A 19,605-nucleotide genomic window follows, 5' to 3' on the forward strand; every position below is an offset into this window, starting at 1 on the left:
CACGGCATTCTGATCGCCGACCGGGTCGCCGACCGGGGCTGCGGCGGAAAGCGGAATCCGGGGAAGATCCGGAGAAGGGGACCGAGGTCCGTGCGTCACGGACGGACGAGGGCCCCGCTGTGAGAGGACCGTGCACAACGCACGACCGGACGGCCACAACGGCCACGGACGAACAGGGGTCCCGGACGAACGGAGGCCCCGGCCCGATGGGGCCAGGACCTCCAGCGGCCACCGCGCCGGTCGCCGGGGCGCGAGGAACGGAGTTCCCCGGCCGCGGCCGACCGGTCACGGAGGCCTAGTGCGCCTCACGGCGGACGCCCCAGGTCAGGCGCGGCCGCCGACCAGGTGCTCCACGAAGGAGCGGTAGTCGCGCAGGGCCAGCCGAAGCTCCTCGGTGTCCGCGCCCCCGTCCTCGTTCCAGGCGGCCCGGAGCGCGGAGCGACGCGACTCGATCTCGGCGACCACGGCGTCGGCGACCTCCGTGGCCAGAGCGTCCAACTCGCGCACGGCCTCGTGGGGATCGTCGACGAACCTGTTCTGCGCCTCACTCCAGCGCTTCCGTACCGACTCGGGATCCATACCGCGCGGCCCGAGCCGCCACGGCCCGCGGTCCGTGGCGGCGGTGGAGCGCCCCCGCGCGGGATCGGTCACCTGCGCGTCGACAGCCACCGCACCCGGGGCGCCGGAGTCCGTTCGGGGCCCGGGCACCTCGGCCGCGTCCGACCGGTACCCGTCCGGTCGCGTCCCCCGGTCCTCTTCGGAGCGCGTCGCGCGCTCGACCATCTCGGCCTCCTCGTCTCGTCGTCGGTGTTCCCGCTCCGTGTGCGCCAAGGCGCCGTCGGAGCCGTTCACCGCTGTGTCCTCGGGTCCCGGTCCCGCTGCTGCTGCTCCGTCGCGTCCCTCGGCCGCGGTGCGGTCCGGTGGTTCGTTCCGTCGGCGGCGGGCAGCTCGCCCAGCAGGGCCTCCACCAGGCCGCGGTAGGCCACCAGCTCCTCACGCATGTGCTCGGTGCCGGTCGGGTCCGCCTCGACGGGACGCCCGGCGGCGTGCACGCGGCGGAACTCGGCGACCGCGTCGGGGTGGTCCACCGACAGGTCCCTGAGGCGCGACTCGAAGCCCGTGGGGTCATCGGCGCCCGACGGGTGGTCGGGGTAGCCGCGATCGATCATGATCGCTTCCACCAGGCCGCGGGCACTGCGGATGGAGTGGACGGGGTCGTCCACGAACTCCTGCTGCACCACGGTCCACGTGTCGGTGTGCGCCGCGCGCTGCTGGTCGCTCAGCTCGCGGAGCTTCATGTTCTTACGGTGGCGGAGCCGCTCGGACAGGTCGCGTTCGGCGGCCGCCTCGTCGCCGTGGGCCTCCACGGCGTAGCCGTACTCCGCGCCGAAACGCTTCTTCAGTCGGGTGGTGCGCCGACCCGGAAGGAGGGAGGACCGCGCAGCGATCGCAATTCCTCCGGCGATGACGACCACCGCTACCACGATGATGGCGATGATGACAATGGTTCCGGTCTCCATGGGGCCACCTCCTGTCGTTCCGCCTGCCCCCAAAGCCCCCGCCAAAACGCGCCCATGGTCTGACCAGGTACGCGTGTCGGACGAGGACACGGACGGCGCGTATCCGGTACGGGATCCGCTACCAGTCCAGGACCGTGCACGGCAGGAGACGGTGCGGCGATCCGTCGAACACCACATGGGGTGTCGCCGGCAGGCCGGTGGCGCTCGCCTCCTCGGGCGCGTCGGAGTTCGCGACGGAAGGCGGCGGAGGGCGGCGGTTCGGGTGGTGCGGCCCGGTGGAGCCGCCTCCGGAGTGCCTCCGCGGGCCTCTGACATACTCGTCCCATGCCCGCACATGGCCCGTCGCCTCGTCACCGTGTCGCCGCCGGACTTCTGGGGCTGGCTCAGGCCGGACACGCTCATTGGTTCTTCGGGAACCTCTATGAGGCCGTCGTGAGGGTTCCCGACCTCCTCGGGCGGCATGACGGGGTTCCAGGCCGTGGGGGAGCGTTGTCGCCGCTCGGTCCCGGCAGTCCCGTGCGCTACTACGCGGCGGCGATGCCGGCCACGACCCCGGCCGTGCTCGCCGCGGCGGCCTGCGGCTGGGACCGGCGGGAGAGCCGGTCGTGGCTTGCCACGGCGGCCGCGTGCTCGATCGCCGGCAGCGCGGCGAGCGTGTACCTCGTCCGGGCGGTCAACCTGAGGCTGTTCTTCGGTGACCAGCCGCTCGGCGCGGATGAGCGGGACCGGTTGCTGCGGACCTGGTACCGGGTCAACGCCGCCCGCATCGCCGTTGCCGGTGGGACGCTACTGGCTGCTCACAAGGCCAGAACGCGGCTGTCGCAGTAACGGGTCCTCCCGCCCGCGCCCGCGTGGACGGGGGACCTCCCGTCTCGGATGGCGGCATCCGGGCGATGGAACGAACCGGCGCCCCGATCCAGCCGCCACGTCAGGCCCGACCGTAGACGCTGACGTGGAAAGGACTCGACGCGTCGAACCGCTCGCCGCTCCACCCTCCCGACCTCTCGACGAGACGCAGACCGGCCGACCGGGCCATGAGATCCATCTCTGAGGGCCAGACGAGGCGGCAGGAGATGGGAGCCAGGTCGATCCCGTCGGTACTGAGGCTCACATGGCTCTCGTCAAGCATCTGCGTGACGTGGTCGTACCGGTTCACGTCGAGGGTCACCGACCCCGAGGTGACGCGCTCGACGTTGACGAACTGCTCACCCCGGATCCATGCCCAGGGCGGAGCGGCCTCGACCACGAACACCCCGTCCTCGCCCAGGTGGCGGGCGGCGTTCTCGAAGCACTCGACCTGGCCTTCCTGGGTCAGGATGTTGTAGAGGGTGTTGAAGACGAGGTAGACGAGCGGATAGGTCCTGCCTGTGGTCTCAGACGCCATGTCACCGAGGACCACGTCAAGGCCGTCGCCCCCTGCCTTCTCGCGCAGCCTGGACACCATGTGCGGTGAGAGTTCGATGCCGTCGACCCGCACACCGTGTTCCGCCAGCCGAAGCGCGATACGCCCGGTACCGATCGCGAGTTCCAGGGCCCTCCCGTCCCGCGCGTACTCTGCCAGGAAGGAGGCCGTCGCCTCTTCGTCGCCGCGGAGGCGGTCGTCGTAGCGCCGTGCCGTGTCCGGCCCGAAACCGGTCGTGGGATGAAAACCCTCCATGGGACGGGAGTCTTCAGCACGGCACATGGAACGACAACCCGTTTTCGCCGGGCACGGGGCCGACGGCTTGTGCCTGGGAGCCGCCCGGCCTGCTCAGGGCCGGAGCCGGGGAGCGTCGTGCGATGAGGGTCCTCGGCTCCGTGCGCCTACCGGCGCGCCTCCGGCTCCCGGCACGGGAACGGCGACGTGTTGTGCCTGTTGCCTCGCCTGCTTCCTCGCCCTGCTCAGCAGCGTGAAGAAGATCCCGCGTTGCCGAGGAGCATGACCCCTGGGAACACCCGAGCCTCGGTGAACGCCAGAACCGCCCCTCCCAGGTTGATCAAGGCCATGAACAGCAGCAGTGGTTGCCAGGAAGCTTTCATATGGTGGGGCTTCCGTTCTGTGGTTGTGGGGACTGTTCAGCCCGAGGCCCGAGGGAGGTTCGGTGGTCCGCCGGCCCGCCGCCTTTGCCATGCTCCCCGCCCCGGCGGACGGCTACCGGTCGGCATGGTCCTGTGGAGGGCGGTTCCGAGGGCGTTCTCGCTGAGACCAGATCCGGGAGCTCACGGTGGGACCGACGATGCCGCCGATGGTTCCCGCGATCACCGGGTGCACCCAGAAAGGCCAGTCGGTCAGCAGGGCGATGGGTAGAGCGATCACGATGACCATGGCGGCTGTGATGCCGATGCTCGTGACTATGGGTCTCCAGTCATCTGTGTCCATGGGAGCGCCTTCACTGTCGGGGGGCCTATCGGTAAGACAACCGGGGTCGAACGGGTCGCGCAAGCGCTGGTTCGTGAGGTGGCCGGACAGGCCGCCGAAAACGAGAGCGCGTCGGAAGGTGGGGTCGGCGACGGTCTGCCGTGTTCGGGCGTGTGGCACGGCGGCGGGGACAGACCCCCGGAAAGCAGTGCGGCCAGGTGTTCGGAGAACCCCGAACGACCTGGCCGTCTGTGTGTCTGGAGCGGATGACGGGAATCGAACCCGCGTTATCAGCTTGGGAAGCCGAGAACGCCTCTGGCGGCTGACCTTGTGACTCGTCTGCCTGCGCTGACGCGGCCCGTATACCCGCGATTCCCCGTGGTTCCCCGCCGTTGACCGCCCCGTGTGGCACGTGTGTGGCACGCCGGGAGTGCTTCGTAGCGCTGGCGATGCGGGTTCCCTGTTGCCTTCACTGCCGCTCCAGCAACCCCAGTGGCGTTCAACCACGGTTCCGGTCCGAGGTGCCCGATAGCGCCGGGGCCGGTCACCCCAGACAGTTCGAGTCGCGCTATCGGGTGCCTCGGGACCTGAGCGCGTCATTAACCGTTGGTACTCAAACTCCTGCGCAGAGGGTATGGCCTGGATCACTTGGTTCTCTCGGGTAGCTCTGGCCACGCTCGCTGTACGGACCTATCCGAGAGAAGCCATGTAGCGCACGGCCGACGGCCGTGCGCTCGGGACCGGGCGGCAGCCCGCAGCCCGAGCGGCGGCCGGGGCCGCAGCGACGGCGCTTGCGCCGTCGCCTTGATCCCATACAGCCCAATTCGGCAATTCTATAGGGATTAACACAAAGGCGTTCTCATGTTGGACTGCGTCAGAAGCACAGAGGAATGGATATCTCTAATCTCCCTGGCAATCGCCTTGCTTTCCGCATTCTTTGCTGGGACTTCTGCGATCGTCGCCCATGGCAGCTTCCGAATGCTTCGCGACCAAGATACACGAAGTAAAATTCAAATGAGTGCAAGTTTTGGTCAGCAAGTCATCAAAGAAATCGAAGATGGTAGGGTCCTTCTCCTGGATGTTAAAATCCGAAATCCCTCAACGTCAGCAAATTCGGTGACAGATGCTCAATTAGAAGTGCTTTACGATCAAGGAAATGGGATGCTAGTCTATTTCGTAATTCCCTATGGCCACGACCTCCCTGATTCAGAAAGAGACTCCGTGTCTGAACCAGTAGATTTTCCGGTTGAGGTTGGACCCGGGGGATCGACATCAAAGCGGCTTGGATTTCATGTTCCAAAATCCCTCAATCAGGGGAAGATGCGTGGGTATAAATTAGTGTTCCATGACGCAATGGAAAGGACATTTAGAGCCGAATCATTTTATCCCATTTTTCAAGATCATACCAAAGAGGAAAGTGATTAGTGGATTCCTTTGCTATAATCATGGATCTATGGGTCCTGCGGTATTCCATGCAAGATCGAAGCTATGCACGTAGACCTTGGCCATTTCTGGGGAAGTGGCCCGATCGATTTCGACCACGGGGGACTTCGCAGCTGGAAGTCCGTAGACGTGTTGGTTGACGAGAATTCTCTTCTCCGTCAGATAGACGGAGTTGTACAGGACTGTTGAATGTGTCCGAACGTCGACGCCGTCGATGTCCTGAAGTGGGCGGAAGAGCAAAAAGGCGTTACGTGCCCTTGCGGGCAAAGCATCCCCAATCTCCTCATCCTCTCCTCGCTGTTGAAGTTGTTTGGACTCGGGGTTCCCGAGCAGGATCCGGATGCTGACGCCGTCTCGGGCACGTGTTCTCAACACCTCCAACATGCCTGCGTCGTCAGCGAGGAAAAGGCCGCTGTAGACCAGGATGCCGATCTCCTGCTCCGCTGAGTTGAACAGGTCCCACCACACTTCTCTTGGTACTTGCCAGCGGTGTGCGTAGACACGTTGAACGTGCTTGGACGCGGGTGCGTGTGCTTCGTCTTCCTGGCTGCTTGGTGGCCAGAGAGTGTCTTCCTCGGCCTGGAGGAGATCAGCCAAAGCCCAGCGGTGACGGGGGTAGGGCCGTTGACCGGAGAGCCACCGGCGGACGGTCTTGGGATCGACTCCGAGGTGTGCTGCCACGTCGATCTCGGTGAGTCGGGACGCGGCCAGTGCCTTGCGCAGTGCAACGTTCACGTCGGTGCCCTCCGGGGTGCGGGAACCCGACGATAACAGAAGACGTCCCTAGACGTCCCTCAAGTTGTCCGATACGTGGTACACATGTCCGCTCACTCAGAGCATTGTTTCCGCATGTAAGAGGGCTCCGGCGCTTCCCTCCGTCTCGCCGTGAGTCTCACCCGGACTGACCAGGGGTGACCATGCGGAACCTGATCCCACACCTTCGGACACGCGGACCCACACGGCTTCGGGCTGCCAAGCCCACACCGTGCACGGGACTCCCGTTCACTCTTCCACCTCCAGAGCATCCCGTTGCGCCACTGGCGCGGCTGGTCCGCCCCTACGTTTTGCACGGCACGAGGCATCGCCCGGTGGAGCTGGCCGACCGGTCCCAGCTTGGTCTGGAACTGCTCTTGGAGATCTCTCGCTTGGAGGCTGTCGCCGCATGAGTACTGGAGATGTTCCGAACACTCTGCTCCATGTCCTGCAACGCCACTACGCACAGCAGTGGTCGATCCGCCGCCACGGGGGCCTGTGGATCGCTACTGCCATCCGTCACGAGATCACGCACGCGCCAACGCTGATCGAGGAGGACGTGGAGGTCTTCGTCCACCAGTTGGAGTATCCGCCTCCGGGGATCGGCAACTCCGAGCTGTCTAGCGAGCGCCTCCGCGCAACCGAGTCGCGTGCCGAAACTGGCTAACGGCAGGGGTAAAGGCCGACCGTAGGCCAGTGCCACCGTCTTCGTGCGTTAACGCTGGCTCTGCGGTTGGGACGTCTGCTGGTGTCGACCGGGGGAAGGCCCTCGGGTTGGGTCGGCACCGGCGGACGTCTGTACGTACAGTCCGCACTGTACGAACAGACAGCGCATACTGATTTTCTGACGTCTAAAAATGCAACCGTCGCATGTTGGCACTCACCCCGGAGGAACCTGCTTGAGTCCGCGCACCCCGTGGGGGACGTACCACCAGATCGCGGAAGCTCTGCGTTCGCGGATCACTTCGGGGAACCTCGCCCCGGGTGACGCGCTTCCCTCCGAGGCGGCTCTCCGCCAGGAGTTCAACGTTTCCCGCACCACCGTGCGTCGCGCCTTGGCCGAACTGGAGGCGGAGCGGTTGATCAAGGCTCTTCCGGGGACCGGTCGTGTCGTGTGTACCACCGAGGAGCGTGAGAGCGCACCTGCGAACGCACCGTCTGCCCAGTACCGGCGCATCGCCGCCGAGTTGCGAGAGCGCATCACCAGCGGGGACCTCGCCCCCGGTGACGCCCTGCCCAGTGAGGCCGCGTTGGTCCGCCAGTACTCGGTGTCGCGCGGGACGGCTCGTCAGGCCCTCTCCGAGCTGGAAGGGACGGGGCTCGTCGTCGCGGTCCACGGCAAGGGCCGGTTCGTCAAAGGGGCCGAAACGACCGCGGGTTAGCCTGGTACATGTGGGACATGTTCACTGGGCGCGGAATCTCGCGCGAGAACTGCTCGAACAGCCGCTTCCCCGACGCTGGGCGCATTCCCAGGGGGTAGCCGAACAGGCGCGGTCTCTCCGAGGCGTGCTCGGCGCACATGCTGATTTGGTGGAAGCCTCCGCCTGGCTGCACGACATCGGGTACTCCCCGGACCTGGCGACCACGGGCTTCCACCCCCTCGACGGAGCCCGGTACCTGCGCGAGGCACAGAAGGCTGATGAAGCCCTGGTCTCCCTGGTGGCCTACCACTCCTGCGCCGTGGTGGAAGCCGAGGAGCGGGGCCTGCTCGCTCCACTCAAGGACGAGTTCGACGCCCCACCGGATGACCTGCTGGACGCGCTCACCTACGCGGACATGACCACCGGCCCGGACGGCACACACCTGCCCGTGGAACGGCGCCTGTCGGAGATCTTGGAGCGCTACGCCCCTGAGGACCTGGTCCACCGCTCCATCACGCGCGCTTCACCAGTACTGGTGGCATCAGTGAAAAATATAGAAGCACGTTTGTCCCACTTCCAGGTGTAACTATCATTTAGCCCCCGGAATGCTTTTTCAACTTATAGGCCCATGCCGACTTTCCGCCACCGTCTTTGAAGTAAACTCGGCCGTCTCGACCAATTCTAGAAACGGTATATTTATATTGAAGCAACTGGGACTTTAGGTCGTCGGCAGATTCAAAATCCTTCTCGGTGACCACGTCTCCCGTGAAGAGCTTCATGGATTCTAGAGATTTTATATTAAGCAAGGCCAGTTGGAGTTGGATCCAAGCGGAAGCCTGTCTAGTGGACAGGGATGCGTCTCCTGCGGCGCAAGAGCCCAGGTCGGCAAGGAACTCATGCTGCCGGGATGTCGCAGCTTGAAACCCATTCTCACCCCAGATCATCGGGTGCAGATGATCCTCTAGCATGGCTGCTGCGACAATATGGAACTTGACCTGACTCAAGTCTAGGTTCGCAAAATTGGCAAGCTTCCTCTGCTCATCGGAGACAGGTAGGATCTTCTTTGAAAGAATTCGATTCGCTTCGCGCCAGTCGGAAAATGGCAAGAATCCCCCTTGGGTTCTCTCGGGTTCAGTCCTGGTTCTAGGCGCCTAACCGATTCCGTGTGCCTGCTTCAGTACTCGTGCATAATTATGCATCCCATTTCGTTCCAGGTAGTCAATGAAGAATTTCATCGGCGGCTGGTTGCTCCGATACGGACTCTCACAGGCCCCGCTGTACAGACCTCCACCCGGCCCGTTGTACAGACCTCCACCGGGTCCGTTGTAGAGGCCTCCGCCGGGTCCGTTGTAGAGGCCTCCGCCGGGTCCGTTGTAGAGGCCTCCGCCGGGTCCGTTGTACAGACCTCCGCCGGGTCCGTTGTAGAGGCCTCCGCCGGGTCCGTTGTACAGACCTCCACCCGGCCCGGAGGAAGCCCCTCCACCAGCCCCGGTGTAGAGGCCGCCACCTGCTCCTGTGTAAAGCCCACCACCAGCGCCGGTGTATCTGTCTCGTGGCCATGTGTTCTGTGTCATGCCGCAACATTAATGGGGTGGTACGACACTCTTTGGTCGGCTGACCGCTCACCCGATGTGGGCAGGGCCTCCGTTGAGGAACTGGTCCACCCGCATCCGCATGGACCGGTCCATCCGGTACCCGGATAGTTCGACCTTGGGGGCCCAGACGACTTCCTTGGACTCGTCGCTCGGGGCCGGTTCGCCTGCCAGCGGCCTGGCGGTGAAAACCAACGAGAACTCCTGCCGCGCCTCGCCGTCGCTGGTGTAGTAGATGATGTGCCTCGGGTCGCTGTAGATGCCCACGATCCCGGTGATCTCGCAAGTCACGCCGGTCTCTTCCAGCGTCTCGCGCACTGCGGCCTGCGGGACGGACTCGCCCAGGTCCACCGCGCCTCCGGGCACGGCCCAGTTGTCGTTGTCGGTGCGGCGGATCATCAGGACTTCGTCGCGGTGGTTGACCACGAACACGTTCACTGATGGGACGAGGCTGTTCGCGGTCGGGGCCTGGGGGTCGTCGTAGTAGTCAATCCTCTTGCCCATGGGCTTCTTCCCTCAGTCGAGTGGGGTCGCCTCGCCCCATACCTTCTCGTAGCTCTCCAGGTAGGTGCTGACCATCTCCCCGCCCGGGATCTTGCGCAGGTGGAAGACGGGGGCCTCCGAGGCCATCGCGCCGTAGACGTGCGTGTTCACGATCAACTGGTCATCGGCGCGGTAGAGCGAGTTGTACAGCGTCGTCCCGTGGAGACGGAACTCCGTGCCCTCCACCTGGCGCAACGACCGGTAGAGCACGATGACGTTGCGGATCTTCGCCGCGAACAGCTCGTTCAAGCCTTCGTCCCGGCCGCGCTGGGCCACCGCCTCGCTGTCGGGTTCTCCCAACAACATGCGCACACGAACCCCCGCCTTGGCCTTGTCCGCCAGCAGCTTGATCATGCTCGGATCATCGGCCAGGAAAAACCCGCTGAAGACCAGGACCGAGATCTCCTGCTGGGCGTTCTCGAAGATGCGACGCCACAGATCGTTCGGCACGCTCCACCGGTGCGGGTAGATCTCCACGATCTCGCTCTGTGAGGCGGCCTTGCTCTGCTCGGGGGACAGGGCCTTGGGCCAGAGGTAGGTCTCCTCCACGCCGAGGTAGGCCGCTGCCGCGTAGCGGTGACGGCGGTAGGGGGTGCGCCCCTGGGTGATCCAGCGCTCCACGCTCTTGGCGTCCACGCCGATCTCCTCGGCCAGAGTGGCCGGGGTGGCTCCGCGCTGGAGGAGCGCGGCTCGCAACCTCTCGTTCGGCATGTACCTCGGGGGTTCGCTGGATGTCTGGGGACGCGCTCACATTATCGAGACGTCCTGAACACGTCCAGCCATGTAGTGATCCCGTCCCGGCCCTGCCAGGGATGGTGGAACCCTCGCCGCCACCCGAGAGCGGCGACGGATGCGACAGCGACGAACAGGAGCGTGCGGCTACCACTGGTTGCCAACTTAGATACATGCTATACATGTATCGATTCTCGGTTGAGGCGATCGCCTGTCGGTCGTGCCGAGGGTCGTGAACAGCACGAACAACGAGAAGAGGACTCATCCCATGGCTATTCAGGGTGCGTTGCCCGTCGCGTTCGGGACGGTGTTCCCGCATGGTGCATTCGCGTTGGGGGTGGAGGCGATCACCGACTTCGAGACCAAGCGGCCCCAGCTCGACAAGGACACGGGCCTGCCGCTGTGGGCGGTGGACGTGATCGATGCCGACCCCGAAGCGCGGGGCAAGGCCAAGTCGGTGAAGGTCAAGGTCGCCGCCGAGGTCTGCCCAACCCTGCCGGACGAGGTTCCCGGGCTGCCGTTCCGGCCGATCGAGTTCGAGGCGATGGCGGTCATGCCCTACGTCGACGACAACGGGCGTCGTCCCCGGGTGGCGTACTCGCTGCGGGCCCGTGGCGTGAAGGCTCCCGGCGGTGCTGGTGGTCGTCGCGCTCCGGCGGCCAAGGACGCCGCCTGACCCACCCCAGATAAGAAGCGGGGCGGCCTGGTGTTGGCGCACCTCGGCCGCCCCTTGAACCCCTCCCCAAGCCCTTGCACAAGCTTCGTGAAGAGGTGTCTTCAGTATGTCCGATGACCCCCGTGACCTGTCCGGGCTGAGCAGCCCGGAACTGGTCCGCCTGCTGCTGGACGCGACCAACCCCCCGCCTGCTACCGACGCCGAGCGTGCGGAGTTCTTCGACTTCAAGGCCCGAGTGTTCGCCACCCTCACCGACCGGGACGAGAACCCTGCGGCTGCGGTCTTCGCCGCCCGTGCTCGCGCTGACCGTGACCGGCTCCTGGCCCAGATCGAGAACGAGAAGCGGGGTGGCTTGTCATGATGCGCCAACCCAAGGTGGGGGCCGCTCAGTCCTCCCCGACCCTGCCCACGCCCGCGCAGGGGGTGCGGTGGACCACGCCGATCGTGGAAACCCCCGGCATCGTCGTGCTGGCCTCCTGGGTATGGCGGCTGGTCCGCTTCCTGGCCACCCTGCCCTTCCGATTCCCCGTCATGGTCGCCTGCCTGACCGCCTCGGCGGGGGCCTGGCGGTGGCTGGACTGGCCCGGCCTCGCCGGACTGTGGGCCGCTGCCTCCGTGGTGTCCCTGGTGTGGTGGCGGACCTGGCCCGACTCCTACCGCACCTGCGTCACGCTCCGACTGCTGGCCTGGTGGCGGCACCTGTTCGTCTACAAGCGACACTGGCAACCGGTCCTGGTGATCTCCGGGCTGGCCGAGTCCTACCAGGAACGCCGCTACCTGCCCCGCATCCGACGTGTCCGGTGCAACTCCTGGGCCGACTACGTCCGCGTCTCCCTCGTCGCGGGCACCTCCCCGGCCGACTTCGAACACCGTGTCACCGAGCTGGCGCACGGCTTCGCCGCCCCCTCCTGCCGCGTCGTGGTCAACGGCCCGCGTGACATCACGTTGGAGTTCCCCCGCCGCGACACCTTGGCCGAACCTCTCGACGCCTTCCCGATAACCCACCACGTGGACCTCAACGCCCTGCCCGTGGGACGACGCGAGGACGGTTCCCCGTGGCTGCTGCGGCTGCACGGAACCCACGTGCTCGTGGTCGGGGTGACCGGGGCCGGCAAGGGGTCGGTGATCTGGTCCACCGTCCGCGCCATGCTCCCCGCCTTGGCCGATGGAACGGCCGAGGTGTGGGCGATCGACCCCAAACGCATGGAACTGGCCTACGGGCGGGACCTGTTCGCCCGCTACGCCGACACCGGCGAATCCGCGGTGGCGCTCCTCGAAAAGGCGGTGGCCTCGATGCAGGAGCGGGCCGAACGCTACGCCGGAAAACAGCGCTCCCACGTCCCGACCACCGATGACCCGTTCGTGGCCGTGCTCCTGGACGAGGTCGCCTTTCTGACCGCTTACCACCCCGACCGCGACATCCGCCGCCGTGCGGAGAACGCCATTGCCACCCTGACCTCACAGGGCCGCTCGGTCGGCTTCGCCGTCCTGGCCGCCTTGCAGGACCCACGCAAGGAGGTCATGAACCTGCGCAACTTCTTCCCCGACAAAGTCGCCCTGAGGTTGGACGAAGCATCACAGGTGGACATGGTCCTCGGCGAAGGAGCACGCGAACGCGGGGCAGAAGCCCACCTGATCGACCCCACCCTTCCCGGGGTGGCCTACGTCCGTCTGGAGGGCTCCCCGACTCCGGTGCGGGTGCGCGCTGCCTACGTCTGCGACAGGGACATCACCGCAATGGCGGACGGCTACGGGGTTGCTGAAGGAGGGACGTTGTGAGGCGCGTGCTGTTTCGCCTGCTTCCTCATCCTGCTCAGCAGTATGAAGAAGATCCAGGCGTTGCTGAAGAACATGAATCCTGGCAAGGCCAGCACCTCCACGAAGGACAGGATCACACCTCCCAGGTTGATCAAGGCCATGAACAGCAACAGTGGTTCCCAGGAAGCTTTCATGTAGTTGGAGGCTCCTGCTCTGTGGTTGTGGGGGTGGGCTGATGCCGACTCCTACCGGTAAGTCCACCCGGGCCGAACGCCTCGCGCAACCGCTCGCCCGTGAGGTGGCCGAACAGGTCGCCGCTGACCACGGAGTGTGCATCCGCCCCGTGTCCCTCCGACGCACCAACATCGCCACCGGTGCCACCGAGGTCATCGACGTCCCCTGCGGGTCCACCCTGGAATCCCGCTGCCCGGCCTGCGCCAAGCGCAAGAGGTCGCTGCGGCGCACCCAGTGCGAAGAGGGCTGGCACCTGGCCGAGGAACCCGTTGTGCAACCGGACCCGCCGTCCGAGGAACAGCGTTCCTGGGTGGAACAGCGGGCGATGGTCACCGCCGAACGGGATCGCCTCGCCACCACGGGGGCCGCTGATCCCGAACAGCTCTCCGCGTTGGATGCGGCGATCACTGACCTGGACGAGGAGATCACCGCCTCCGGCCTACGCGGCTCCATCACCCGCTCCGCAGACTCCTCGGGCTCGTCGGGGGCGCGGCGGATTCGCTCCACCAAACGCCGTCAGGACGTGCCCGACCTGCCCAAGCGACCCATGACGAGGAAAACGGTCGGGCGGGCCTTCACCGACCCTGCCTCGGGCAAGGTGTTTCGGCCCTCGCTGTTCATCACCCTGACGCTGGACTCCTACGGGCGGGTGCGCTCGGACGGAACCCCGGTCGACCCCTCGACGTACGACTACCGGCGGGCCGCACGGGACACCCTGCACTTCTCCAAACTCATCGACCGGTTCGTGCAGAACCTTCGCCGCGTCGCGGGGTTCGATGTCCAGTACTTCGCCGCCGTGGAACCCCAACGACGGCTGGCACCGCACCTGCACATGGCCACCCGGGGCACGATTCCTCGGGCCGAACTCCGCCAGATCGCTGCTGCCACCTATCACCAGGTGTGGTGGCCTGCCGCCGACACGGTCCGCTTCGAGGGCGACCACCTGCCCGCGTGGGACGAGGACACCGGGACCTACCTCGACCCCACCACGGGCGAAGTGCTTCCGACGTGGGACGAGGCGCTGGATGCCCTCGATGATGACCCGGACGCGGAACCCTTCCATGTGGTGCGGTTCGGCCGTCAGGTGGACGCCAAAGGGGTCGTGGCTGGTTCCGAGGACGCCAACCGGTGTGTGCGCTACCTGGCCAAGTACCTGACCAAGGACATCGCCGACTGCCACACCATCGAAACGATCTCGCAGGAACAGCACGTGGACCGGCTCCTGGATGCTCTCCGCTTTGAGCCGTGCTCGCCCCGGTGCTCCAACTGGCTGCGCTACGGCATCCAACCCGACCAGCCCAAAGCGGGCCTTCGCCCCGGGTTCTGCCGGTCCAAAGCCCACCGGCGTGAACACCTGGGTTACGCGGGCCGCCGCGTCCTGGTCTCGCGCAAGTGGTCGGGCAAGACGCTCGCTGACCACAAGGCGGACCGGCTCGCCTGGGTTCTGGAAACCCTCGGCGTCGATCCCGCCACCGACGAGGACCAGGGCGACGAGGAGAACGGGCCTCCGGTGCTGGCCTCGGTCTCCTCGGGCTCTTTCGAGTGGGAATTGGCCAGACCCACCGACCCCGACGTGGCACCCCGGGAACAACGCCTCCTCCGCGCGGTGGGTGAAGCCCTCAAACGCCGCGCCCAACTCGACGCCGTTCGAACCCCCGTCCCCTCGGCAACGGAAAGGGCTGCCTGATGGCCAGCAAGAAGACCCGTCCGACCGGCCGTCTCCTGACCGTCGCGCAGGCGGCCGAACGCCTCAACACCTCCGAGCGTTACCCCCGTCGCCTGATCGAGGAGCGGCGCATCACCTTCGTGAAGGTCGGCCGTCACGTGCGCATCCCGGAATCGGCGCTGGACGAGTTCATCACCGCCGGAACCGTCGAGCCGGTCAGTCTGCGCATACGAGGGGCGGCCTGATGCCGGGCAGGAAGACGCGGGCCTTCGGCAACATCCGCCCTCTGTCCTCGGGGCGCTTCCAGGTCCGCTATCGCAGTCCGGACGGGCGCACACGACCGGCCCCGACCACGTTCGCCACCAGGAAGGCCGCGCAGCGCTGGCTGACGCTCAAGGAGGCGGAGATCGCCCAGGGGGATTGGTTCGCCCCCGAGGCCGGCGCCCTGCCCTTCGGTGAGTACGCGGCCGAGTGGATCGAGCACCGCGACCTGACGCGCAAGACCAGGCGCACCTATGAGGACCTGCTCCGCCTCCACCTGGCCCCGACGTTCGGCAACATGCTCCTGAGCGAGATCAAGGAGGCCGACATCCGCCGCTGGCGCTCCTCCCGGCTCCGGCGCAAGAGGGGGAAGGCCCAGATTCCCAAGGCGTACCGGCTGATGCGGGCCGTGCTGAACACCGCTGTCAAGGACAGGCTGATCCGCGAGAACCCCTGCCAGATCGACGGCGCGGGCCTGGAGGAGACCGAGGAACGCCCGGTGCTTTCGGTGTCCGAGGTCTTCGAGCTGGCCGAGGCGATCAAACCGCGGTACCGAGCGCTGGTGCTGCTTGCGACGTTCGGCAGTCTGCGATGGGGAGAGCTGGCGGGCCTGCGCCGCCGACACCTCGACCTGGACAAGCGGACTGTGACCGTGCGCGAGACGGTCTCGGACGTGGGCGGGCTCTACAAGGGCAAACCCAAGTCCCGGGCGGGCCACCGGACGGTGTCCCTCCCCGAACTGGTCGTCCCGGACCTGCGCCGACACCTGGACGAGTACTCGGCACCCGGACCGGACGGGTTCGTGTTCGTCGGCGTACGCGGCAACCAGCTCCGCCGGGGCAACTTCTCGAAGTACTGGGCGGACGCCTGCGCGGCCGTGGGCCTGGAGGACGTCCACCTCCACGACCTTCGGCACACCGGCAACACCTACGCGGCCGAGGCCGGTGCCTCCGTGCGCGAACTCATGCGGCGGATGGGCCACTCCAGTGCCCGCGCTGCGATGATCTACCTCCACGCGCGCGACGAACGCGAACGCGAGATCGCGGACAGGCTGGGGGAGAGGGTGGCCGAGGAGCTGAGGGCGAACCGGGCTGAGGATGACGGCGACGGTCCGCCGCCCACGGGTGCCCGTCGCTGAGGTCGGCGTCCGCGCGTGTGGCACGTGTGTGGCACGGCGACCGGGACCAACCCCCGGAAAGCAGTTCGGCCAGGTGTTCGGAGAACCCCGAACGACCTGGCCGTCTGTGTGTCTGGAGCGGATGACGGGAATCGAACCCGCGTTATCAGCTTGGGAAGCTGAAGTTCTACCATTGAACTACATCCGCGTCGCACCCGCCGGGAGTACCGGCTGGCAACGCATGTCATCCTAGCCCAACTCCGGACCGCGTGGGCAAGTCGGCGCGGGCCAGGCCCGGGCGGGGGACTCGCGACTACGTAGCGTTGCCCCAGGCGATAGGTTCGGAGCGTGCTGCTCTCCGATCGTGATCTCAGGTCAGAAATCGACGCCGGGCGGGTCAGGATCGACCCCTTCGACCCCGGACTCGTCCAACCCTCCAGCATCGACGTGCGGCTGGACCGCTTCTTCCGGGTGTTCGAGAACCACAAGTACCCCCACATCGACCCCGCGGCCGAGCAGCCGGACCTCACCCGTCTGGTCGAGACCGACGGCGAGGAGGCCTTCGTCCTGCACCCGGGCGAGTTCGTGCTGGCCTCCACCTACGAGGTCGTCTCCCTCCCGGACGACATCGCCAGCCGGCTGGAGGGCAAGAGCTCCCTGGGGCGTCTGGGACTGCTCACCCACTCCACGGCCGGGTTCATCGACCCCGGCTTCTCCGGACACGTCACCCTGGAGCTCTCCAACGTGGCCACCCTGCCGATCAAGCTCTACCCGGGCATGAAGATCGGTCAGCTGTGCATGTTCCGCCTCTCCTCCCCGTCCGAGCACCCCTACGGCTCCGCGGGCTACGGGTCCCGCTACCAGGGACAACGCGGGCCGACGCCGTCCAGGTCCCACCAGAACTTCATCCGCACCCGTATCAACCCGGAGTAGTCGGGGGAAGACAGGAAAAACCGCTTACGGTACGGTTATGAACTGACACTTTCTGTCGCATGTCCCGCATGTCTCTCTTATGTGACTAAGGTCACCTCATGCATGCCTGTGGCATAGATCACATATAGGCACTTCGCGGAGTCGGCATCCGCCGCCACAGGTCGGAAGACGGTTTTTATGCGGGTTAAACATGTTATTTGCCGGTTACATGCCGTCTGAACTGCGTGTATGCACCTCTGTAGGGTTGCGCCCTGTGACGTGAACCAGGTAGCGGTTCCGCCCTGGTGAGGGGCACGCAAAGGGCTCTGCGCGGGCCGACTACCTGTGACAACCGCGGGCCGGCGAAGGGGCGAACTGTGCCCCGCGCGCCCCGCGGCCGGGACAGCCCTCATGAGGAGACCGTGCCAGCAGTACGCGCAGACCACTTGTACAAGGTGTTCGGCAGACAGTCGGGAGCCGCCGTCGAGCGGCTCTCCGACGGCAGCCACCGTGACACCATCGCCGACCTCGACGTGACGGCGGCCGTCGTCGACGTGTCGTTCGAGGTCGAACCAGGCGAGATCTTCGTCGTCATGGGCCTGTCCGGATCGGGGAAGTCGACCCTGATCCGGATGCTCAACGGCCTCCTGGAACCCACCGCGGGGACGGTCGAGGTCGACGGCGTGAACATCACCGCCCTCAACAGGAAGAGCCTCCTGAAGCTGCGGGGCGAGAAGGTCAGCATGGTCTTCCAGCACTTCGCCCTCCTGCCCCACCGCACGGTCCTGGAGAACGCCGCCTACGGGCTGGAGCTGCGCGGAATGCCGCGCGCCGAGCGCGTCCGCAAGGCCAAGGAGACCCTCGGACTGGTGGGTCTCGACGGCTGGGAGGACAAGCTCCCCCAGCAGCTCTCCGGAGGTATGCAGCAGCGTGTGGGCCTGGCCAGGGCACTGGCCGCCGACACCGACATCATCCTCATGGACGAGGCCTTCAGCGCCCTGGACCCGCTCATCCGGCGGGACATGCAGACCCAGCTCCTGGAGCTCCAGGCGAGCCTGGGCAAGACCATCGTCTTCATCACGCACGACCTCAACGAGGCCATGCGCCTCGGTGACCGGATCTGCGTGCTCCGCGACGGCCGCGTCGCCCAGGTCGGCACCGCGGAGGAGATCCTCAGCGAACCCGCCAACGACTACGTCGAACGGTTCATCGAGGACGTCGACCGCACCCGCGTGCTCACCGCCGCATCGGTGATCGACCCGGACGCGCCCTCGGCCGACACCTCCACGCCCGAGGTCAGCGCCGACACACCGGTCGCCGACCTGTACGCCAGCGCGGCCGCCTCCGACCACCTCCGAGTGGTCGACGAGGACGGCAGCGTGCTGGGCACGGTGACGCGCCACTCCGTACTCGCCGCGCTCGCGACCGGAAAGGAGACGTCGTGACACCCGTCGACTTCCCGCCGAGCCTGCCGATCGGTGACGGATTCGAGGCCCTCAACTCCTGGCTCAAGAACAACTTCGGCCCCGTCTTCGACGCCATCGCCGTGTTCGTCAGCTGGGCCGTGGAGGTCCTGTCCGGGTTCTTCACCGAACCCGCGGCGGGACAGCTCGCCTTCATCGCCGCCGTGATCATCGCCGTCCCGCTGCTGCGCACCCGGCGCGTGCCGCTGGCGGCCATCGTCGCCGCGGTCTCGGCGCTCTACGTCCTGCACGCGCAGTTCGCGTTCGGTAACACCGTCATCAACGTTCTGCCGCCGCAGGTCTTCCTGTGGGCGATGAACCTGTTCGACCAGCAGTACGTGGACGCCTACTTCTGCATCTCGCTGCTCTTCCTGGTCGCCGTCGCCGTGCTGGGCGCGCTCGACAAGGGCACCCGCGTCCGCACCGGCGTCGTCGCGGGCGGCTGGCTGGTGCTGGTGCTGCTCGGCTGGCTCGTCCTCCCCGCCCTGGTCACGAACCCCAAGGCGCTGGTGATGATCCTGCTGCTGAGCGTCCTGGCGTTCTCGGTGGCCGGATGGCGGATGGGCCTGTTCGGCCTCGTCGCGCTCACCCTGGTGGCGTCGGTCGACCAGTGGACCAACGCCATGGACACGCTCGGCCTGGTGCTCGTGGCCAGCGCCATCGCCGTGGCCATCGCGATCCCGATCGGCATCCTGGCCGCATACAGCGACCTGGTCAGCAAGATCGCCAAGCCGATCCTGGACCTGATGCAGACGCTGCCCGCGTTCGTCTACCTGATCCCGGCGATCTTCTTCTTCTCCATCGGCGCCGTGCCCGGCGTGGTCGCCACCATCGTGTTCGCGATGCCGCCCGGCGTGCGCCTGACCGAGCTGGGCATCCGCCAGATCGACCGGGAGCTCGTGGAGGCGGGCGAGTCCTTCGGCGCCCCCAGCCGCAAGATCCTCACCGGAATCCAGCTGCCGCTGGCCCTGCCGACCATCATGGCCGGCGTCAACCAGGTCATCATGCTCGGCCTGTCCATGGTCGTCATCGCGGGCATGGTCGGCGCCGGGGGCCTGGGCAGCGAGGTCTACGAGGGCATCACCCGCAACGACGGCGCCCTCGGCTTCGAGGCCGGTATCGCGGTGGTCATCCTGGCCATCTTCCTGGACCGCCTCACCGTGGCCGTCACCCGCAACGGTCCGCGCGCATCGGCCGCCTGACCCGGGCGCGTACGCACACCAGGGCCCCGCACAA

General features: G+C 66.4%; 22 protein-coding genes and 1 tRNA gene. 15 read left to right on the forward strand and 8 right to left on the reverse strand.

Annotation, left to right across the window (positions count from 1 at the left end):
• Positions 1 to 324 precede the first annotated feature (324 nt).
• Both NOSIN_RS27925 and NOSIN_RS23600 read right to left on the reverse strand, forming a co-directional pair.
• Entirely contained in the window at positions 325 to 852 is a 528-nt protein-coding gene (locus tag NOSIN_RS27925) for a hypothetical protein (RefSeq protein ID WP_236743430.1), read from the reverse strand.
• A complete protein-coding gene (locus tag NOSIN_RS23600; RefSeq protein WP_077692838.1) occupies positions 849 to 1,520 on the reverse strand; it encodes a hypothetical protein in 672 nt (223 codons plus the stop codon). The genes NOSIN_RS27925 and NOSIN_RS23600 overlap by 4 nt, the downstream gene beginning before the upstream one ends.
• A 516-nt stretch (positions 1,521 to 2,036) precedes the next feature.
• On the opposite strand from NOSIN_RS23600, the gene NOSIN_RS23605 reads away from it, so the two are divergent.
• Entirely contained in the window at positions 2,037 to 2,348 is a 312-nt protein-coding gene (locus tag NOSIN_RS23605; RefSeq protein WP_077692839.1) for a hypothetical protein, read from the forward strand.
• A 100-nt stretch (positions 2,349 to 2,448) separates the two neighbouring features.
• Here NOSIN_RS23605 and NOSIN_RS23610 read toward each other — a convergent pair whose 3' ends face one another.
• A complete protein-coding gene (locus NOSIN_RS23610; RefSeq protein WP_077692840.1) occupies positions 2,449 to 3,177 on the reverse strand; it encodes a class I SAM-dependent DNA methyltransferase in 729 nt (242 codons plus the stop codon).
• Between the two features lie 1,542 nt (positions 3,178 to 4,719).
• Here NOSIN_RS23610 and NOSIN_RS26960 point away from each other — a divergent pair.
• Positions 4,720 to 5,283, forward strand: coding sequence for a DUF4352 domain-containing protein (locus NOSIN_RS26960; protein ID WP_143832987.1), 564 nt, complete (start codon positions 4,720 to 4,722; stop codon positions 5,281 to 5,283).
• 18 nt (positions 5,284 to 5,301) lie between these two features.
• On the opposite strand, the gene NOSIN_RS23620 is transcribed toward NOSIN_RS26960, so the two are convergent.
• On the reverse strand, positions 5,302 to 6,036 hold the full coding sequence (locus tag NOSIN_RS23620; protein ID WP_236743431.1) for a helix-turn-helix domain-containing protein: 735 nt from the start codon (positions 6,034 to 6,036) through the stop codon (positions 5,302 to 5,304).
• 427 nt (positions 6,037 to 6,463) lie between these two features.
• On the opposite strand from NOSIN_RS23620, the gene NOSIN_RS23630 reads away from it, so the two are divergent.
• From NOSIN_RS23630 to NOSIN_RS23640, 3 genes are all read left to right on the forward strand, one after another.
• Entirely contained in the window at positions 6,464 to 6,721 is a 258-nt protein-coding gene (locus NOSIN_RS23630; RefSeq protein WP_077692842.1) for a hypothetical protein, read from the forward strand.
• Between the two features lie 232 nt (positions 6,722 to 6,953).
• Positions 6,954 to 7,436 (forward strand): GntR family transcriptional regulator, encoded by a 483-nt coding sequence (locus tag NOSIN_RS23635; RefSeq protein ID WP_077692843.1) that lies wholly within the window; start codon positions 6,954 to 6,956, stop codon positions 7,434 to 7,436.
• Positions 7,437 to 7,485: 49 nt separating this feature from the next.
• On the forward strand, positions 7,486 to 8,001 hold the full coding sequence (locus NOSIN_RS23640) for an HD domain-containing protein (protein WP_077693744.1): 516 nt from the start codon (positions 7,486 to 7,488) through the stop codon (positions 7,999 to 8,001).
• A 7-nt stretch (positions 8,002 to 8,008) separates the two neighbouring features.
• Here NOSIN_RS23640 and NOSIN_RS26965 read toward each other — a convergent pair whose 3' ends face one another.
• The 3 genes from NOSIN_RS26965 to NOSIN_RS23655 all read right to left on the reverse strand — a co-directional run bounded on the left by NOSIN_RS26965 (position 8,009) and on the right by NOSIN_RS23655 (position 10,261).
• The gene (locus tag NOSIN_RS26965; RefSeq protein WP_143832988.1) at positions 8,009 to 8,521 is read right to left on the reverse strand and encodes a hypothetical protein; all 513 of its coding nucleotides are present in this window, start codon (positions 8,519 to 8,521) and stop codon (positions 8,009 to 8,011) included.
• A 516-nt stretch (positions 8,522 to 9,037) separates the two neighbouring features.
• Positions 9,038 to 9,511: an NUDIX hydrolase gene (locus NOSIN_RS23650; RefSeq protein ID WP_077692845.1), complete on the reverse strand. Its 474-nt coding sequence runs from the start codon at positions 9,509 to 9,511 to the stop codon at positions 9,038 to 9,040.
• A gap of 12 nt (positions 9,512 to 9,523) precedes the next feature.
• Positions 9,524 to 10,261 carry a DUF5919 domain-containing protein gene (locus tag NOSIN_RS23655; protein ID WP_077692846.1) on the reverse strand — a complete coding sequence of 246 codons (738 nt, stop codon included), beginning with the start codon at positions 10,259 to 10,261 and terminating at the stop codon, positions 9,524 to 9,526.
• A 289-nt stretch (positions 10,262 to 10,550) separates the two neighbouring features.
• Here NOSIN_RS23655 and NOSIN_RS23660 point away from each other — a divergent pair, with 289 nt between their 5' ends.
• The 7 genes from NOSIN_RS23660 to NOSIN_RS23690 all read left to right on the forward strand — a co-directional run bounded on the left by NOSIN_RS23660 (position 10,551) and on the right by NOSIN_RS23690 (position 16,015).
• The gene (locus NOSIN_RS23660; protein ID WP_077692847.1) at positions 10,551 to 10,958 is read left to right on the forward strand and encodes a plasmid replication, integration and excision activator; all 408 of its coding nucleotides are present in this window, start codon (positions 10,551 to 10,553) and stop codon (positions 10,956 to 10,958) included.
• A 106-nt stretch (positions 10,959 to 11,064) separates the two neighbouring features.
• Entirely contained in the window at positions 11,065 to 11,319 is a 255-nt protein-coding gene (locus tag NOSIN_RS23665) for a hypothetical protein (RefSeq protein ID WP_077692848.1), read from the forward strand.
• Positions 11,316 to 12,737 carry an FtsK/SpoIIIE domain-containing protein gene (locus NOSIN_RS23670; RefSeq protein ID WP_077692849.1) on the forward strand — a complete coding sequence of 474 codons (1,422 nt, stop codon included), beginning with the start codon at positions 11,316 to 11,318 and terminating at the stop codon, positions 12,735 to 12,737. Before NOSIN_RS23665 ends, NOSIN_RS23670 begins: the two co-directional genes overlap by 4 nt.
• Complete coding sequence (locus tag NOSIN_RS26970; RefSeq protein ID WP_143832989.1) at positions 12,734 to 12,952, forward strand: hypothetical protein; 219 nt, start codon at positions 12,734 to 12,736, stop codon at positions 12,950 to 12,952. Before NOSIN_RS23670 ends, NOSIN_RS26970 begins: the two co-directional genes overlap by 4 nt.
• Complete coding sequence (locus tag NOSIN_RS23680) at positions 12,952 to 14,637, forward strand: replication initiator (RefSeq protein WP_077692851.1); 1,686 nt, start codon at positions 12,952 to 12,954, stop codon at positions 14,635 to 14,637. Before NOSIN_RS26970 ends, NOSIN_RS23680 begins: the two co-directional genes overlap by 1 nt.
• On the forward strand, positions 14,637 to 14,861 hold the full coding sequence (locus NOSIN_RS23685) for a helix-turn-helix domain-containing protein (protein ID WP_077692852.1): 225 nt from the start codon (positions 14,637 to 14,639) through the stop codon (positions 14,859 to 14,861). Before NOSIN_RS23680 ends, NOSIN_RS23685 begins: the two co-directional genes overlap by 1 nt.
• Positions 14,861 to 16,015: a tyrosine-type recombinase/integrase gene (locus tag NOSIN_RS23690; RefSeq protein ID WP_077692853.1), complete on the forward strand. Its 1,155-nt coding sequence runs from the start codon at positions 14,861 to 14,863 to the stop codon at positions 16,013 to 16,015. Before NOSIN_RS23685 ends, NOSIN_RS23690 begins: the two co-directional genes overlap by 1 nt.
• A 113-nt stretch (positions 16,016 to 16,128) precedes the next feature.
• Here the strand turns inward: NOSIN_RS23690 and NOSIN_RS23695 are convergent.
• Positions 16,129 to 16,202 (reverse strand) — tRNA-Gly (locus NOSIN_RS23695).
• 140 nt (positions 16,203 to 16,342) lie between these two features.
• Here NOSIN_RS23695 and dcd point away from each other — a divergent pair.
• The 3 genes from dcd (at position 16,343) to NOSIN_RS23710 (ending at position 19,571) form a co-directional block, all read left to right on the forward strand.
• Positions 16,343 to 16,927 (forward strand): dCTP deaminase, encoded by a 585-nt coding sequence (dcd, locus tag NOSIN_RS23700; RefSeq protein ID WP_077692854.1) that lies wholly within the window; start codon positions 16,343 to 16,345, stop codon positions 16,925 to 16,927.
• Positions 16,928 to 17,352: 425 nt separating this feature from the next.
• Positions 17,353 to 18,351, forward strand: a complete 999-nt coding sequence (locus NOSIN_RS23705; RefSeq protein ID WP_077692855.1) for a quaternary amine ABC transporter ATP-binding protein — start codon at positions 17,353 to 17,355, stop codon at positions 18,349 to 18,351.
• Complete coding sequence (locus NOSIN_RS23710; protein ID WP_077692856.1) at positions 18,348 to 19,571, forward strand: ABC transporter permease; 1,224 nt, start codon at positions 18,348 to 18,350, stop codon at positions 19,569 to 19,571. The genes NOSIN_RS23705 and NOSIN_RS23710 overlap by 4 nt, the downstream gene beginning before the upstream one ends.
• Positions 19,572 to 19,605 lie beyond the last annotated feature (34 nt).

The organism is Nocardiopsis sinuspersici (genome assembly GCF_001998325.1).
GTDB classification, from domain to species: Bacteria; Actinomycetota; Actinomycetes; order Streptosporangiales; family Streptosporangiaceae; genus Nocardiopsis; species Nocardiopsis sinuspersici.

Coding starts and splice junctions, on each gene's coding strand:
- NOSIN_RS23670 (WP_077692849.1), top strand. CDS start 11,316: ATGATGCGCCAACCCAAGGTGGGGGCCGCTCAGTCCTCCCCGACCCTG.
- NOSIN_RS23600 (WP_077692838.1), bottom strand. CDS start 1,520: ATGGAGACCGGAACCATTGTCATCATCGCCATCATCGTGGTAGCGGTG.
- NOSIN_RS23630 (WP_077692842.1), top strand. CDS start 6,464: ATGAGTACTGGAGATGTTCCGAACACTCTGCTCCATGTCCTGCAACGC.
- NOSIN_RS23680 (WP_077692851.1), top strand. CDS start 12,952: ATGCCGACTCCTACCGGTAAGTCCACCCGGGCCGAACGCCTCGCGCAA.
- NOSIN_RS23660 (WP_077692847.1), top strand. CDS start 10,551: ATGGCTATTCAGGGTGCGTTGCCCGTCGCGTTCGGGACGGTGTTCCCG.
- NOSIN_RS26960 (WP_143832987.1), top strand. CDS start 4,720: ATGTTGGACTGCGTCAGAAGCACAGAGGAATGGATATCTCTAATCTCC.
- NOSIN_RS23685 (WP_077692852.1), top strand. CDS start 14,637: ATGGCCAGCAAGAAGACCCGTCCGACCGGCCGTCTCCTGACCGTCGCG.
- NOSIN_RS23655 (WP_077692846.1), bottom strand. CDS start 10,261: ATGCCGAACGAGAGGTTGCGAGCCGCGCTCCTCCAGCGCGGAGCCACC.
- NOSIN_RS23690 (WP_077692853.1), top strand. CDS start 14,861: ATGCCGGGCAGGAAGACGCGGGCCTTCGGCAACATCCGCCCTCTGTCC.
- NOSIN_RS23650 (WP_077692845.1), bottom strand. CDS start 9,511: ATGGGCAAGAGGATTGACTACTACGACGACCCCCAGGCCCCGACCGCG.
- NOSIN_RS23665 (WP_077692848.1), top strand. CDS start 11,065: ATGTCCGATGACCCCCGTGACCTGTCCGGGCTGAGCAGCCCGGAACTG.
- NOSIN_RS23610 (WP_077692840.1), bottom strand. CDS start 3,177: ATGGAGGGTTTTCATCCCACGACCGGTTTCGGGCCGGACACGGCACGG.